The organism is Streptomyces seoulensis, from assembly GCF_022846655.1.
GTDB lineage: Bacteria > Actinomycetota > Actinomycetes > Streptomycetales > Streptomycetaceae > Streptomyces.
In genome coordinates, this window is sequence record NZ_AP025667.1 from 117,342 (window position 1) to 131,514 (window position 14,173).

Genomic DNA, 14,173 nt, shown 5'->3' on the forward strand with positions numbered 1-14,173 from the left:
GTGATCTTGGTCCGACTGGGAAAGTTTTTCTTCTGCACAGCCGGTGGACGGCAAAGGTGCAGGTCAGTGCAGTCTTGTTGGTCGGGGGGAGGTCTTGTTCACAGGGCTGTCCACCGGGTCGTGCACAGGTTTCGGCGAGTTCTCCACAGCATCTGGGCCGTCGTCCACATGGCCTGTGGATAACCAGATTGGCTGAAGGTGCCGGGGGGCCTACCGTGGTCCGGCGCCCGCTCCCTCTTCCGGCCGGGGAAACGTCACATATCCGACGCGCCGGAACCGGAGTTGGGCTTCTTATTTTGTCAGTGCCGTGCCGTACAACAGAGGGCATGGCGAGGTCCGCTCCGGCGGACGGGAGGAGGTGGCTCGGTGAGCATTTCCGAGCCCTTGGACGATCCGTGGGCCGACAGCGGTCCCAGCGATCGTCTCCCCGCCTCCCGGCGTCGCGGTGACACGGGTCGCGGCCGTGACGAACAGCACGAGCGCGGCCGCGAGAGCGGCGACTGGGAAGGCGGAGGCTCCACCTTCGAGCGGGTGCCGCCGCAGGACCTGGACGCCGAGCAGTCCGTGCTGGGCGGCATGCTGCTGTCCAAGGACGCCATCGCCGACGTGGTCGAGATCCTCAAGGGTCACGACTTCTACAAGCCGGCGCACGAGACGATCTACACGGCGATCCTCGACATCTACGCCAAGGGCGAGCCGGCCGACCCCATCACCATCGCGGCCGAACTCACCAAGCGCGGCGAGATCAACAAGGTGGGCGGCGCCGCCTATCTGCACACCCTCGTCCAGACGGTGCCGACCGCGGCGAACGCCGAGTACTACGCGGAGATCGTCCACGAGCAGGCCGTCCTGCGCCGCCTGGTGGAGGCCGGAACCCGCATCACGCAGATGGGATACGCGGCCGACGGCGACGTCGACGAGATCGTCAACAGCGCCCAGGCCGAGATCTACGCGGTCACCGAGCAGCGCACCAGCGAGGACTATCTGCCGCTCGGCGACATCATGGAGGGCGCCCTCGACGAGATCGAGGCGATCGGCTCGCGCAGCGGCGAGATGACCGGTGTGCCCACCGGGTTCACCGACTTCGACTCGCTGACCAACGGCCTGCACCCCGGTCAGATGATCGTCATCGCGGCACGTCCCGCCATGGGTAAGTCGACGCTCGCGCTGGACTTCGCGCGGGCCGCGTCGATCAAGCACAACCTGCCGAGCGTGGTCTTCTCGCTCGAAATGGGCCGCAACGAGATCGCCATGCGTCTGCTGTCCGCCGAGGCCCGGGTCGCCCTGCACCACATGCGTTCCGGCACGATGACCGACGAGGACTGGACGCGCCTGGCCCGCCGGATGCCGGACGTGTCGGCCGCGCCGCTCTACATCGACGACTCCCCGAACCTGTCGATGATGGAGATCCGCGCCAAGTGCCGCCGGCTGAAGCAGCGCAACGACCTGAAGCTGGTCGTCATCGACTACCTCCAGCTCATGCAGTCCGGCGGCTCCAAGCGGGCCGAGAGCCGTCAGCAGGAGGTCTCGGACATGTCCCGTAACCTCAAGCTCCTCGCCAAGGAGCTGGAGATCCCGGTCATCGCGCTCTCGCAGTTGAACCGTGGTCCCGAGCAGCGCACCGACAAGAAGCCCATGGTCTCCGACCTGCGTGAGTCCGGCTCCATCGAGCAGGACGCCGACATGGTCATCCTGCTGCACCGCGAGGACGCCTACGAGAAGGAGTCCCCCCGCGCGGGCGAGGCCGACCTGATCGTCGCCAAGCACCGAAACGGCCCCACGGCCACGATCACGGTCGCCTTCCAGGGCCATTACTCCCGCTTCGTGGACATGGCCCAGACCTGACCGGGCGCCGTCGGGGCCTGATGAGCTCGACGTGTCCCGTTCCAGCAGGTGGACTGTGGGCATGACGACAATGGACGAAGAGCTGCTTCCCGCGACCCGCAGGGCGTTGACCCACCGGATCGCCGTCGCGCAGTCCGAGGGGCGGGCGCCGTCGCTCGTGGCCGCGGTCGTGCGCGGGGGCCGGGCGGTCTGGCACGGCGCGCGGACCTCGGTGGACGGCCACGGGCCGGACGAGAACGTGCAGTACCGGATCGGGTCCATCACCAAGACCTTCACCGCTGTCCTGGTGCTGCGGCTGCGGGACGAGGGAGTGCTCGACCTCGGAGACCCGCTGGAGAAGCATCTGCCGGGCACCGGCGCCGGCGAGGCGACCATCGCCGAACTGCTCGCGCACACGGCCGGGCTGGCCGCCGAGTCACCCGCGCCCTGGTGGGAGCGGACACCGGGGTCGCTGCGTCCCCGACTGGGCGACGTACTCGGCGAGAAGCCCCTGCTGCACCCGGCCGGACGGCGCCACCACTACTCCAACCCCGGCTACACCCTCCTCGGCGCGCTGGTGGAGGAACTCCGGGGTGCTCCCTGGGAGCAGGTGCTGCGCGAGGAGGTGCTCGAACCTCTCGGCCTCCACCGCACCACCGCCCAGCCCGAGGCACCGCACGCGGGTGGCTGGGCGGTACACCCGTGGGCCGACGCGCTGCTGCCCGAGCCGGTCGAGGATCTCGGCCGGATGGCCCCGGCCGGGCAACTGTGGTCCACCACGGGCGACCTCGCCCGCTTCGCCGCCTTCCTGGCCGGGGGAGACGACCGCGTCCTGAGCGCCGAGTCCGTGCGGGACATGCGCACGCCCGCGGCACCCGCCGAGCAGGCCGACGTGGTCGACGGGGCCACGTACGGTCTCGGTCTGCAGATCCAGCACCGGGACGGCCGGCTGCTCGCCGGGCACTCCGGTTCGCTGCCGGGCTTCCTGGCGAACCTCACGTTCAGCGTGGCGGACGACGTGGCAGCGGTGGTCCTGGCCAACTGCACCAGTGGCCCGCTGCTCGGCGCGGTGGGGGCCGATCTCGTCCGCATCGTCGCCGAGGCCGAACCCCGCATCCCCGAGCCGTGGCGCCCGCTGCGTGAAGTCGATCCGGCGGTGCTGGAGTTGGCCGGGCCTTGGTACTGGGGCACGCATCCCTTCGCGCTGCGGGTGATGGCCGACGGCCTGATCACGCTGGGACCGCTGACCGGGGGCGGCCGCCGTGCCCGGTTCCGGCCGAACGGCGACGGCACCTGGACCGGCCTGGAGGGCTACTACGCCGGGGAGTTGCTGGAAGCCGTGCGGCGCCCGGACGGAACGGTGAGCCATCTCGACCTCGGCTCGTTCGTGTTCACGCGTCAGCCGTACGAAGAGGACGCGCCCGTGCCCGGTGGGGTGGACGCGGAGGGCTGGCGGGGTATCGCTCAGCCGTAGCAGGCCGCAGACGGCACGAAGGGCCCTGTTTCACGTGAAACAGGGCCCTTCGCCGCGTCAGATGCCCGGTCAGAGGCTCAGCTTGAAGCCCTCGTGGGAGGCGGCGAAGCCCAGCCGCTCGTAGAAGCGGTGGGCGTCGGTGCGCGTCTTGTCCGAGGTGAGTTGCACCAGGTGGCAGCCGAGGCGGCGCGAGGTGTCGACGGCCCACTGGATCAGCTCGCTGCCCAGGCCGCTGCCGCGCTCGTCCGCGTGGACCCGCACGGCCTCGATGAGGGAACGGGTCGCACCCTTGCGGGAGAGCCCGGGGATGATCGTGAGCTGGAGCGTCCCGATCACCCGGCCGTCGCGGACCGCCACGACGAGGTGTTGGTTCGGGTCGGCGTCCAGACGCTCGAAGGCAGGCAGGTACGGGGTCAGGTCGTCGGGCGACTCCCGCTGGGCGCCCAGGGGATCGTCGGCGAGCATGGCCACGATCGCCGGGATGTCTTCCGCGGTCGCGGGCCGTATGTCGAGGTCGGTCATGGCTCGCAGCCTATGTGGGGACGTGCAGTGACTCCACGGCCTTGACCAGCGGGGCGAGTCCGGGATTCAAGGCCGCCGCGTCCAGCGCCTCGCGCAGCGCGGCGTCGTTGGTCGGGCGTGCCTCCTCCAGCAGGCGCAGGCCGGCCTCGGTGACGTTGGTGTAGATGCCCCGGCGGTCGGTGGGGCACAGATATCGCTCCAGCAGGCCGCGGTCCTCCAGGCGGGTCACCAGTCGAGTGGTGGCGCTCTGGCTGAGGACGACGGCGTCGGCGACCTGCTTCATCTGGAGATGGCCGCCCTCTCCGTCGTGCTGCCTGCTGAGCACGTCGAGCAGGGAGTACTCGCGCACGCTCAGCTCGTGCTGTGCCTGCAGGGCGCGCTCGGTGTGCGCCTCGATCCTCCCGTGGAGCAGAGACAGGGCGCACCAGCCCTGCGCGAGGGCGGTGAGCGCGGGGTCCGTCGCTGTCATTGGGGTGTTCCTCCGTCCCGGAGCGGCTGTACTCCAGAGTAGAGCACGGCCGCAATATCCAGCGATTGCATTTAACCCGCGTCTGCAACTATTGTGAAGGCACGCAAAGCGCTCCTGCAATCTTTTGGGAAGGTCTACCCCCTCATGCCTCTCGCGCTTCTGGCCCTGGCGATCGGGGCCTTCGGAATCGGCACGACCGAGTTCGTGATCATGGGTCTGCTGCCCCAGGTCGCGGGCGAATTCGGGGTCTCGATCCCCACCGCCGGCCTGCTCGTCACCGGCTACGCCCTCGGCGTGGTGATCGGCGCCCCGCTGATGACCGTGCTCGGCACCAAGGTCTCGCGCAAGCGGATGCTGATGGTGCTGATGGGCCTGTTCATCGTCGGGAACCTGGTCTCCGCCGTCGCGCCCGTCTTCGCGGTCATGCTGATCGGACGAGTGATCGCCTCCCTCGCCCACGGCGCCTTCTTCGGCATCGGCTCCGTCGTGGCGGCCGAACTGGTGGCACCCCAGAAGAAGGCCGGCGCCATCGCGATGATGTTCACCGGCCTGACCGTCGCCAACGTCGTCGGCGTCCCGCTGGGCACGCTCATCGGTCAGCAGATCGGCTGGCGGGTGACCTTCGGAATCGTCGCCGTCCTGGGCCTGATCGGCCTCGCGGGCATCGCGAAGCTCGTGCCCGAGGTGCCCAAGCCCGAAGGCGTGCATCTGCGTCATGAGCTGGCCGCGTTCAAGAACGCCCAGGTCCTGCTCGCCATGGCGATGACCGTGCTCGGCTTCGGCGGAGTCTTCGCCGCCATCACCTACATCGCGCCGATGATGACCCACGTCGCCGGTTTCGCCGACGGCTCGGTCACCTGGCTGCTGGTCCTGTTCGGCCTCGGCATGGTCGGCGGCAACCTGATCGGCGGCAAGTTCGCCGACCGCGCCCTGATGCCCATGCTGTACGTCTCACTGGGCGCCCTGGCCGTCGTCCTGGCGCTGTTCACGCTCACCGCGCACAACAAGATCGCGGCCGCCGTGACCATCGCCCTGATCGGCGCCCTCGGCTTCGCCACCGTCCCGCCGCTCCAGAAGCGCGTCCTCGACCAGGCACACGGCGCACCGACGCTCGCCTCGGCCGTGAACATCGGCGCCTTCAACCTGGGCAACGCCCTGTCCGCCTGGCTCGGCGGCATCGTCATCGCGGCCGGGTTCGGCTACACCGCGCCCAACTGGGTCGGCGCCGTCCTCGCCGCTGCCGCCCTGCTGCTCGCCGTCCTGTCGGCCGCTCTGGAACGCCGCGACGCCAAGACCGGCTCGCCGACCGCTTCCGACGCGCTCGCCGCGCAGCCGGAGCCCGCCGGCCGCTGACGCCGCGCCCCACAGACCCCCGTCCGCGCCGGTGACGGACACCCCGGCCCGGACGGACCCACCTCAGGAACATCCAAGGAGAACCACCATGAGCACCACCACCTTCACCCCGCTCACCACCGAGGACGCCGAGCTGCTCATTGCCACCGCCCGGCGCGCCGCCGAGGACGCCGGTGTGACCGTCAGCGTCACCGTCCTGGACGCCGGTGGCCACCTGCTCGCCTTCCGCCGGGACGACCGGGCCGTGCTGATCTCCGGCGAGACCAGCACCCGCAAGGCGTACACCGCGCTCCAGCTCGACGCGCCGACCGCCGACCTGGTCGACGCCGTGCAGCCCGGCGGCCTCTTCCACACGCTGCCCACCGCGCTCGACCGCCCGCTGCTCTTCATCGCCGGTGGCATCCCCGTCCACCGCGACGGCCGGCTGATCGGCGCCATCGGCGTCGGCGGCGGCGCGCCCGAGCAGGACCACGGCTTCGCCACCGAGGCCGTGCGCGCCCTCGTCTGAGCAGGCCCCGCACCGACACGAAGGCCCCCGCCGAGCCGCGGGGGCCTTCGTCATGCCGCCGGGCTCAGCCCGCGGCCACCGTCAGCGGTGCGAAGCGACGGGTCCAGTCCCCCGGCAGGTCGGCCGCGCCGAGCACCATGACGGCGTTCGACATCACCGGCGCGAGTCCCCGTTCCTTCACCCAGGCCAGCAGCTCCTCGTGGCGCGCGTCCACGTCGGTGCGCAGCGGCCGGTCGGTGCGGGCCGCCAGCGAGCCGATGAGGGCCTTGGCCGTCTCCGTGTCGCGGGCGATCAGCGGGCCCACGACATGCGTCTGCATGTTGGGCCAGGCGGCGGCGTAGCCGGTGATCCGGCCGCCCTGCTCCGCCACGCGCACCTGGTCGGCGAAGGCGGGGAGCCTGACGAGGATCGAGGTGCGGTCGGCGCCGAAGACCTCCGCGTCGAGGCGGAGGATCGAGGGAAGATCGTCGGCGGTCGCGGCCCGCGTCGGCACCGTCGGCTCCGATCCGTCCGGTACGAAGTGCCCCATGAGCATCTCCGCCCGGCCCACGGTCTTGAAGCCGATCTCCTCGTAGAGCGGACGGCCCAGGGGCGTGGCGTGCAGGGTCAGCGGGGTGCCCTCCATGGCCGCCACGACATGCCGCATCAGGCGGCGCCCCACGCCCTTGCGGGAGTGGCGTTCCGCGACCAGGACCATGCCGATGGCGCCGAGCTCCAGCCGCTGACCGGAGCCGTACTCCGTGACGACGCAGGCGGCGACGAGGCCACCGTCGGGGTCGTCGATGCCGAAGCCGTTGCCCGCCGTCAGCAGCAGCCCCCACTTATGTTCCTCGCGCGACCACCCCCGGTCCTCGGACAGGTCGGCGCAGGCGGTCAGATCGCGCGGAGTCAGACGACGGATGGGCAGCGCGGCGAGTGAAGAGATCGGCACGCCGATCAGGCTGTCCGAAGCGCCCCCTCCACGTCCACCGGATTCAAAGACCTCTTACTGCTTCAGGCCACGTTCCTCACCCGGCGAACGGCCGACAGCCAGCGGTGTTTCACGTGAAACGGCATCGGGTGATCAACCAGCCGGTTCGGCGGCCGACAGAGTAATCGGACGAAGCGCGTCGAGAGCCGTGTTTCCGGGTAACGGGACGGGGCGCCGGTCCACGGTGCCACGCTGCGGAGCGAGTGCTGCGGTCCTCCGCCCCGCCGGGGATCACGCGCTTCCGAGGGGGAGAGCGCAGACCGCCGCAGGAGTGCGAGCGAGGGCACACATGGAAGCTCCGGTCACCACATCGGGGGACGACGGCATGCCGGACCCCGGCGGCCAACGGCCAGGGCGAGGTACGGAGACGGAGCCCGTCGCGACACGTCCGGCACGGGCCCATGCGCAGGCTTCCTGGGACGCGCTGCTCATCCGCCGCACGATGGCGGAGATCGCTCCCGTGGCCGACAAGGTGACCTCCTACTTCTACGCCCTTCTCTTCGTGCGCCACCCCGAGCTGAGGCCCCTGTTCCCGCCCGCGATGGACACCCAGCGGGACCGGCTGCTGCGGGCACTGCTCACCGCGGCGGAGCACATCGACAACACGCCCGTGCTCGTCGACTATCTGCGGAACCTCGGCCGGGGCCATCGCAAGTACGGCACCCGCCCCGAGCACTACCCGGCCGTGGGCGCCTGCCTGATCGGCGCCCTGAGCACCTACGCCACCCACACCTGGAACCCCCAGGCAGAGGCGGCCTGGGGCCGGGTCTACGCGATCATCTCCGAGGTGATGATCGACGCCGCCGCGGCGGATGGCCGGGACGCCCCGCCCTGGTGGCACGCCGAGGTCGTCACCCACGACCTGAGGACACCCGACGTCGCCGTCCTCACGCTGCGCCCCGATCAGCCGTACCCCTTCCTGGCCGGGCAGTACGCGAGCGTCGAGACACCCTGGTGGCCGCGCGTGTGGCGGCACTACTCCTTCGCCTCCGCACCCCGCGCCGACGGGCTGCTCACCTTCCATGTGCGGGCGGTCCCGGCCGGCTGGGTCTCCAACTCCCTGGTCCACCGCGCCCACCCCGGAGACGTGGTGCGCCTCGGACCACCGGTCGGCTCGATGAGCGTCGACCACGGCACCGACAGCGGCCTGCTCTGCCTGGGCGGCGGCACCGGCATAGCCCCGATCAAGGCCATGGTGGAGGAGGTCGCCGAGCGCGGCGCGCGCCGCCCGGTCGAGGTGTTCTACGGCGCCCGCAGCGACCACGACCTGTACGACATCGACACCCTGCTCCGGCTGCGGCAGGCCCATCCCTGGATATCCGTCCGGTCGGTCGTCGACCGGGAGGACCGCCACCTCCACGACGCCGTGCGGGCGAGCGGCCCTTGGCGGGACTACGACGCGTACCTCTCCGGCCCGCCCGGCATGATCCGCAGCGGTGTCTCCGCGTTGCGGGCGCTCGGCGTTCCCGCGCCTCGCATACGGCACGACCCGGTCGAGGATCTCGTGGTCGTCGGTTCCTGACGGCGCCGGCTCCGGTCAGCCGAGGTCGGGGGCGTGCATGGCGCGGACGCCCTCGATGTTGCCGTCCAGATAGTGCCGCAGCGACAGCGGGACGAGGTGGACGGAGGCGATGCCGACCCGGTTGAACGGGATACGGACGATCTCGTACTCCCCGGCCGGCTCCTCCACCTCGGGGCCGTGGCGGAGCGAGGGGTCCATGGACTCCAGCCGGCAGACGAAGAAGTGCTGCACCTTCACGCCGGTCGCGCCGCCGTCTTCACCGATGTGCTCCACGGTGTCCACGAAGCAGGGCACGACATCGGTGATCTTGGCGCCGAGTTCCTCGTACACCTCGCGGTGCAGGGCGTCCACGACGGTCGGGTCCTCTGGCTCGACCCCGCCACCGGGGGTGACCCAGTAGGGATCGACACCCGGCTTGGTGCGCTTGATCAGGATCAGGTCGTCACCGTCCAGGAGAACGGCGCGTGCGGTGCGCTTGACCACGGGTCGGACGGTCATGGGAGAAATGTGGCCCGGTCGGTTCCACGTGAAACATCGCAGGCGGTCTCGGCCGGACGACGGGGGAACTTTCCCGGAGGAAAGACCGCTCAGCCCCACCGCGAGGCCGCTCGCTGAAGCCACTCGTGCGCCCGCGCGACATGTGGCAGAGCCAGCGAGCCGGTGCGCACCACCAGGAAGTAGGTCCGCAGCGGCGGCACGGCCGGGTCGTGCAGCAGGACGACCTCGGCACGCTGGAGTGCGGACGCGCAGAGATAGCGGGGCAGCACCGCCAGCCCGGCACCCGCCCCGGCACAGGCCAGCACCGCGCGCAGGTCGGGGACGATGACCGTGCCGGATCCCCCTGGACGCGTGTCGAAGACGGAGGCCCAGTAGCGCGAGACGAAGGGCAGCGACTCGTGGACCTCGACCACGGGCAGGTTCTTCAGCGCGGCCGCCCCTTTCTGCCACAGCGCTTCCGGCCCGATCCGCTCGGCCCAGCGCGGGGCTGCGACCAGCACATGTTCCTCGTCGCAGAGCGGGCTCGCGGTCAGCAGGGCGCCGCGCGGCCGGACCGTGCTGATGGCCAGCTCGTGATGGCCCGCCGCCAGCCCCTCCAGGACCTCCTCCGCGGTGCCGAACGAGGCGCGGAGGGCGAGGCCCTGGCCGTCGGCACCGGTCAGCTCCGTCAGCGCGGGCAGGGCGCGCTCGGCGGTGAACTCCGGGGGACCGGCCAGATGCAGCGTGCGCAGCGACGACTCGTCGTCCAGGCCGCTCTCGGTGATCTCCACCAGGGCGTCGAGATGCGGTGCGGCCTTGTGGGCCAGCTCGTCGCCGATGGTCGTGGGCGTCACCCCGCGGGGTTGCCGCAGGAACAGAGGGCGGCCTAGCTGGCGCTCCAGCGTGCGGATCTGGGAGGTCACGGCGGGCTGGGACAGGCCCAGCAGCGCGGCGGCGCGGGTGAAGGAACCGGCCCGGTGCACGGTGACGAAGGTCCGCAGCAGGGCCAGGTCCATGGCGGGGGTCCCCTTTCCCTGCCTTCTCCGGCGCCGGGCAGGCCCCAACTATAAATAAGTCGATAGGTCTCTGTCGTTACCGTGATTGGACACTGACCCAGAGTCAACTAGCCTTGTGCGCGAGGTTCTTGGTACGCGGAACCGGTGACGGTCCGAGCCACGAGGGGGGAGGCTCGGACCGTCCACACCTTCCTCAGTCCGTGGTCTCGGCGGACTCGTCGAGGGCGCGCAGCACGTCCGCCACCAGGTCCTCGGCGTCCTCGGCCCCGACCGACATGCGGATGAAGCCCTCCGGCACCGCGTCCCCGCCCCAGCGGCCGCGCCGCTCGGCAGTGGAGCGCACCCCGCCGAAGCTCGTCGCGTCCTCGACCAGCCGCAGTGCCTCCAGGAACCGCTCGGCCCGCTCACGCGTGGCCAGCGTGAAGGAGACCACGCAGCCGAAGCGGCGCATCTGCCGCGACGCGACCGCGTGCGACGGGTCGTCGGGCAGTCCCGGATACCGCAGGCCGGAGACCTCGGGCCGCCCGCGCAGCGCCTCGGCCACCGCGAGCGCCGTGGCGTTCTGCCGGTCGACACGGAGCGGGAGCGTGGCGATCGAGCGGTGGGCGAGCCACGCCTCCATCGGGCCGGGGATGGCACCGACGATCTTCCGCCAGCGGCGCACCGCGTCCATCGCCTCACCGGCGCGACCGACGACGTAGCCCAGCAGGACATCGCCGTGACCGGTCAACTGCTTGGTGCCGCTCGCCACGGCGAAGTCGGCACCCAGCTCCAACGGCCGCTGCCCGAGCGGCGTGGCGAGGGTGTTGTCGACGGCCACCAGCGCGCCACGCGCGTGGGCCTCCTTCACCAGCCGCCGGATGTCGCACACGTCCAGCCCGGGGTTGGACGGCGACTCGATCCACAGCAGCCGCGCGCCGTCGAGCGCGTCGAGCTGGGCGTCGCCGCCGGTGGGCGCGGTGCGCACCTCGATGCCGAACGCCTCCAGTTGGGCCCGGGCCAGGGGGAGGGCCTGGTAACCGTCGGAGGGCAGCACCACCGTGTCGCCGGAGCGCAACTGGGAGAAGAGCACCGCGGAGATCGCCGCCATGCCGGAGGCGAACACCAGCGTCTCGGCGGCGTCGTCGCCGGGCGCCTCCAGCTCGCCGATGGCGCGTTCCAGCAACGTCCACGTGGGGTTGCCGTCGCGGCCGTACGAGTACGGGCCGCTCACGTCGCCGGGCAGGTGGAAGTGCGCGGCGAACACCGGCCCCGGCAGGGTCGGCTCGTGCTTCACCGGCTCGGGGAGGCCGGCCCGGACGGCGCGCGTGCCGTCGCCGGTGGAGTCCGGGTGCTCGGCTGTGTCGTTCATACGGGCTGTCCCTCCAGGTGTTCGCGTACGGAGTCGAGCAGTCCGGCGCTCGCCGCCTCCACCATCTCAAGGCACTCCTCGAAGCCGTCGCGGCCCCCGTAGTAGGGGTCCGGCACATCGAGGTCGGCGTCGGCCGCCGGGTCGTAGGAGCGCAGCAGGCGTACCTTGCGCGCGTCCTCCTCGGTCGGGGCGAGGCGGCGCAGGGCCTTGAGGTGGCCGGTGTCCAGGGCGATCACGAGGTCCAGCCGGCCGAACCAGGACTGCTGGAACTGCCGCGCGGTGTGTCCGGTGCCGTAGCCGTGCTCGTCGAGGACCGACGCGGTGCGCGGGTCGGCGCCGTCGCCCTCGTGCCAGCCACCGGTGCCGGCGCTGTCGACCTCGACCAGGCCGTCGAGCCCGGCCTCGGCGACGCGTGCCCGGAAGACCGACTCGGCCATCGGGGAGCGGCAGATGTTGCCGGTGCACACGAAACAGACGCGGTAGGCCATGACCGGATCAGTCCTCGTCGGGCAGAACGAGGTTCAGTGCCCAGGAGACGACGGCGATGATCAGGCCGCCGAGCACGGCTGTCCAGAACCCCTCGACGTGGAAGCTCAGGTCGAGCTGGTCGCACACCCAGGAGGTCAGCAGCAGCATCAGCGCGTTGACGACCAGGGTGATCAGGCCGAGGGTCAGGATGAACAGCGGGAAGGTCAGCAGCTTCACGACCGGCTTGACCAGAAGGTTCACCAGTCCGAAGATCAGCGCGACCACGATCAGCGTGCCGATCTTCTTGCCCGTGCTGTCACCGGTGAGGGTGATCTTGTCGAGGAGCCACACGGCGACCGCGAGGGCGCCGGCGTTGGCGATCGTCTTGACTACGAGATTCTTCATGTGTCTGATCGTTGCAGACCAGAATCAGAGTGGGCGGCGCGGCAAGGGCGGACGACGGCGATGAAGGCATTCCGGCTGGACGAACTGGAGGCGGAGCGTGCCGCCAACGAGGGGGCCTACCTCCAGTTCCTGCGGGAGCGGAACATGTCGGTCGGCCTGTACGCCCTCGACGCGGGCTCCCACGACCCGCAGAAGCCCCACCCGCAGGACGAGGTGTACTTCGTGGTCAGCGGCCGGGCGTCGATCACGATCGGGCTGGAGACCACGGAGGTCGCGCGGGGCAGCGTGGTGTACGTCCCCGCGGGCGTGGCCCACAAGTTCCACCACATCAGCGAGGACCTGAGGGTCCTGGTGGTGTTCTCTCCCCCTGAGGCGTGAGGGTCGCTCTCAGGGTTCCCTAGGGGATGGTTCAGGGGAGGACAAGGGGTGCGAGGCCCCCTACGAGCCCCTCGTCGGCCCTAGCATCGAAGCGGGACATCGAGAACTGCTAGCGCAAAGGACGAGGCGATGCGAGAGATCTTCACGGGGTTGCCGTGGTGGGTTAAGTGGGTCGCGGTGCCGGTCATCGCGCTGGTCGTGTTCGGCGGCCTGATAGCGACCGTGGTCGGCTTCCTGATCGGCCTGCTCTTCAAGGCCCTGCTCTTCGTCGCCCTGGTCGGCGGACTCATCTACGTGGTGCGGAAGTTCACCGCGGGCTCGTCCTCGCGCGGAGACTGGTGACGCGGGCGGGAGCCGGGCAGCGGTAACACGGGGCGTCCGTTCCCTCGGGGGAGGGAAGTTTCCCCGGCAGGCCGTCCGCGCGCGGTGGTGGACGGTTAGAGTCCGGAACTCCCGTGGGGCCCCGAACCCCACGGGCGGCACGCACCCCACCCGTGTCCACCCCGCACGGGCCGCCCCCACCTCCGCGCTTCGGGAGTAAATCCTTGGCCACGGTCGACACCGCCCCGGCAGGACCCCACGCACCCCCGGCCCCGGCGCGGTCCTGCGCGCCCCCGATGCAGCGGCCGCCCGCCGCCACCGCGCCCGACAAGCACTCCGCGACCCTCATCGGTTCCGTCCAGCGCGCGATGCGCCTGCTGGAGACGGTCGCCGGGCACGAGTACGGCGCTCCCGCCAAGCAACTGGCCCGCGAGACCGGCCTCGCGCTCCCCACGGCGTACCACCTGCTGCGCACCCTGGTGCACGAGGGCTATCTGCGCCGGGACAAGGGGCGGTTCTTCCTCGGTGACGCGGCGGACAAGCTGAGCAGCAGCGGAGCGCAGCAGAAACGTCGCAGCACGGTGGCCGACACCCTCGCGCACTGGCGCGATTCGATCGGCGTCCCGGTGTACTACGCGATGTACCGGGACGGCGAGATCGAGGTCATGTGCGTGGCCGACTCGCGGGAGAGCCCGGCGGTCGCGGAGTGGGCCGACTTCCGCGAGACGGGACACGCCCACGCCATCGGGAAATGCCTGCTCTCCCAGTTGGACGAGGAGGCCCGCCGCGACCACCTCTCGCGCTACCCGGTGCGCTCCCTGACGCCGTACACCGTGCGTGACAACGACGCCCTGCTCCGGCGGCTGGCCGGGACCCGTCGCATGGAACCGGTGGTGGAGCGGCAGGAATACGCCCTTGGAGCGGTCTGCGCGGCGGTGCCGATCACTGTCGGTACAACCGCCGCGACGATGGCGATCTCGCTCCCGGCGCATCAGGCTGATCAACTTCCGGGCGCCACAAGGAGATTGCAGTCGGAGATGGGACGTCACATGGGGGCGCTGGCGCTCTCTATCAGCATCTGAAAACTCACTCCTTGTGATCTGCCATGTACGTTC

The 14,173-nt window shown here is 70.7% G+C and carries 16 protein-coding genes; 8 read left to right on the forward strand and 8 right to left on the reverse strand.

Annotated elements, in window-relative coordinates:
- Window positions 1–366: 366 nt before the first annotated feature.
- Entirely contained in the window at window positions 367–1,845 is a 1,479-nt protein-coding gene (gene dnaB / locus HEK131_RS00545; RefSeq protein ID WP_244333225.1) for a replicative DNA helicase, read from the forward strand.
- A 61-nt stretch (window positions 1,846–1,906) separates the two neighbouring features.
- Window positions 1,907–3,298: a serine hydrolase domain-containing protein gene (locus tag HEK131_RS00550; protein ID WP_244333226.1), complete on the forward strand. Its 1,392-nt coding sequence runs from the start codon at window positions 1,907–1,909 to the stop codon at window positions 3,296–3,298.
- A 69-nt stretch (window positions 3,299–3,367) separates the two neighbouring features.
- Here HEK131_RS00550 and HEK131_RS00555 read toward each other — a convergent pair whose 3' ends face one another.
- Both HEK131_RS00555 and HEK131_RS00560 read right to left on the reverse strand, forming a co-directional pair.
- Window positions 3,368–3,820, reverse strand: a complete 453-nt coding sequence (locus HEK131_RS00555) for a GNAT family N-acetyltransferase (RefSeq protein WP_244333227.1) — start codon at window positions 3,818–3,820, stop codon at window positions 3,368–3,370.
- A gap of 10 nt (window positions 3,821–3,830) precedes the next feature.
- Entirely contained in the window at window positions 3,831–4,289 is a 459-nt protein-coding gene (locus HEK131_RS00560) for a MarR family winged helix-turn-helix transcriptional regulator (RefSeq protein ID WP_217463504.1), read from the reverse strand.
- A 144-nt stretch (window positions 4,290–4,433) separates the two neighbouring features.
- Between HEK131_RS00560 and HEK131_RS00565 the strand changes: the two genes are divergently transcribed.
- Window positions 4,434–5,642 (forward strand): MFS transporter, encoded by a 1,209-nt coding sequence (locus HEK131_RS00565; RefSeq protein ID WP_217463503.1) that lies wholly within the window; start codon window positions 4,434–4,436, stop codon window positions 5,640–5,642.
- An 88-nt stretch (window positions 5,643–5,730) separates the two neighbouring features.
- On the forward strand, window positions 5,731–6,150 hold the full coding sequence (locus tag HEK131_RS00570) for a GlcG/HbpS family heme-binding protein (protein WP_244333228.1): 420 nt from the start codon (window positions 5,731–5,733) through the stop codon (window positions 6,148–6,150).
- A 64-nt stretch (window positions 6,151–6,214) separates the two neighbouring features.
- On the opposite strand, the gene HEK131_RS00575 is transcribed toward HEK131_RS00570, so the two are convergent.
- The gene (locus HEK131_RS00575) at window positions 6,215–7,081 is read right to left on the reverse strand and encodes a GNAT family N-acetyltransferase (RefSeq protein WP_217463501.1); all 867 of its coding nucleotides are present in this window, start codon (window positions 7,079–7,081) and stop codon (window positions 6,215–6,217) included.
- A 328-nt stretch (window positions 7,082–7,409) separates the two neighbouring features.
- On the opposite strand from HEK131_RS00575, the gene HEK131_RS00580 reads away from it, so the two are divergent.
- Window positions 7,410–8,642, forward strand: coding sequence for a globin domain-containing protein (locus HEK131_RS00580; RefSeq protein WP_244333229.1), 1,233 nt, complete (start codon window positions 7,410–7,412; stop codon window positions 8,640–8,642).
- Between the two features lie 15 nt (window positions 8,643–8,657).
- Here the strand turns inward: HEK131_RS00580 and HEK131_RS00585 are convergent, their stop codons facing one another.
- The 5 genes from HEK131_RS00585 to HEK131_RS00605 all read right to left on the reverse strand — a co-directional run bounded on the left by HEK131_RS00585 (window position 8,658) and on the right by HEK131_RS00605 (window position 12,359).
- Window positions 8,658–9,140: an NUDIX domain-containing protein gene (locus tag HEK131_RS00585; protein WP_161147320.1), complete on the reverse strand. Its 483-nt coding sequence runs from the start codon at window positions 9,138–9,140 to the stop codon at window positions 8,658–8,660.
- An 89-nt stretch (window positions 9,141–9,229) separates the two neighbouring features.
- A complete protein-coding gene (locus HEK131_RS00590; protein ID WP_244333230.1) occupies window positions 9,230–10,135 on the reverse strand; it encodes a LysR family transcriptional regulator in 906 nt (301 codons plus the stop codon).
- A gap of 193 nt (window positions 10,136–10,328) precedes the next feature.
- Window positions 10,329–11,486, reverse strand: a complete 1,158-nt coding sequence (locus HEK131_RS00595; protein ID WP_244333231.1) for a cystathionine gamma-lyase — start codon at window positions 11,484–11,486, stop codon at window positions 10,329–10,331.
- Window positions 11,483–11,974 (reverse strand): low molecular weight protein-tyrosine-phosphatase, encoded by a 492-nt coding sequence (locus tag HEK131_RS00600; protein ID WP_244333232.1) that lies wholly within the window; start codon window positions 11,972–11,974, stop codon window positions 11,483–11,485. Before HEK131_RS00600 ends, HEK131_RS00595 begins: the two co-directional genes overlap by 4 nt.
- Before the next feature lie 7 nt (window positions 11,975–11,981).
- Window positions 11,982–12,359 carry a phage holin family protein gene (locus tag HEK131_RS00605; protein WP_161147324.1) on the reverse strand — a complete coding sequence of 126 codons (378 nt, stop codon included), beginning with the start codon at window positions 12,357–12,359 and terminating at the stop codon, window positions 11,982–11,984.
- Between the two features lie 60 nt (window positions 12,360–12,419).
- Here HEK131_RS00605 and HEK131_RS00610 point away from each other — a divergent pair, with 60 nt between their 5' ends.
- From HEK131_RS00610 to HEK131_RS00620, 3 genes are all read left to right on the forward strand, one after another.
- On the forward strand, window positions 12,420–12,737 hold the full coding sequence (locus tag HEK131_RS00610) for a cupin domain-containing protein (protein WP_161147325.1): 318 nt from the start codon (window positions 12,420–12,422) through the stop codon (window positions 12,735–12,737).
- A gap of 129 nt (window positions 12,738–12,866) precedes the next feature.
- On the forward strand, window positions 12,867–13,079 hold the full coding sequence (locus HEK131_RS00615; protein WP_217463496.1) for a DUF5326 family protein: 213 nt from the start codon (window positions 12,867–12,869) through the stop codon (window positions 13,077–13,079).
- A gap of 203 nt (window positions 13,080–13,282) precedes the next feature.
- Window positions 13,283–14,140, forward strand: a complete 858-nt coding sequence (locus HEK131_RS00620) for an IclR family transcriptional regulator (protein WP_244333233.1) — start codon at window positions 13,283–13,285, stop codon at window positions 14,138–14,140.
- Window positions 14,141–14,173 lie beyond the last annotated feature (33 nt).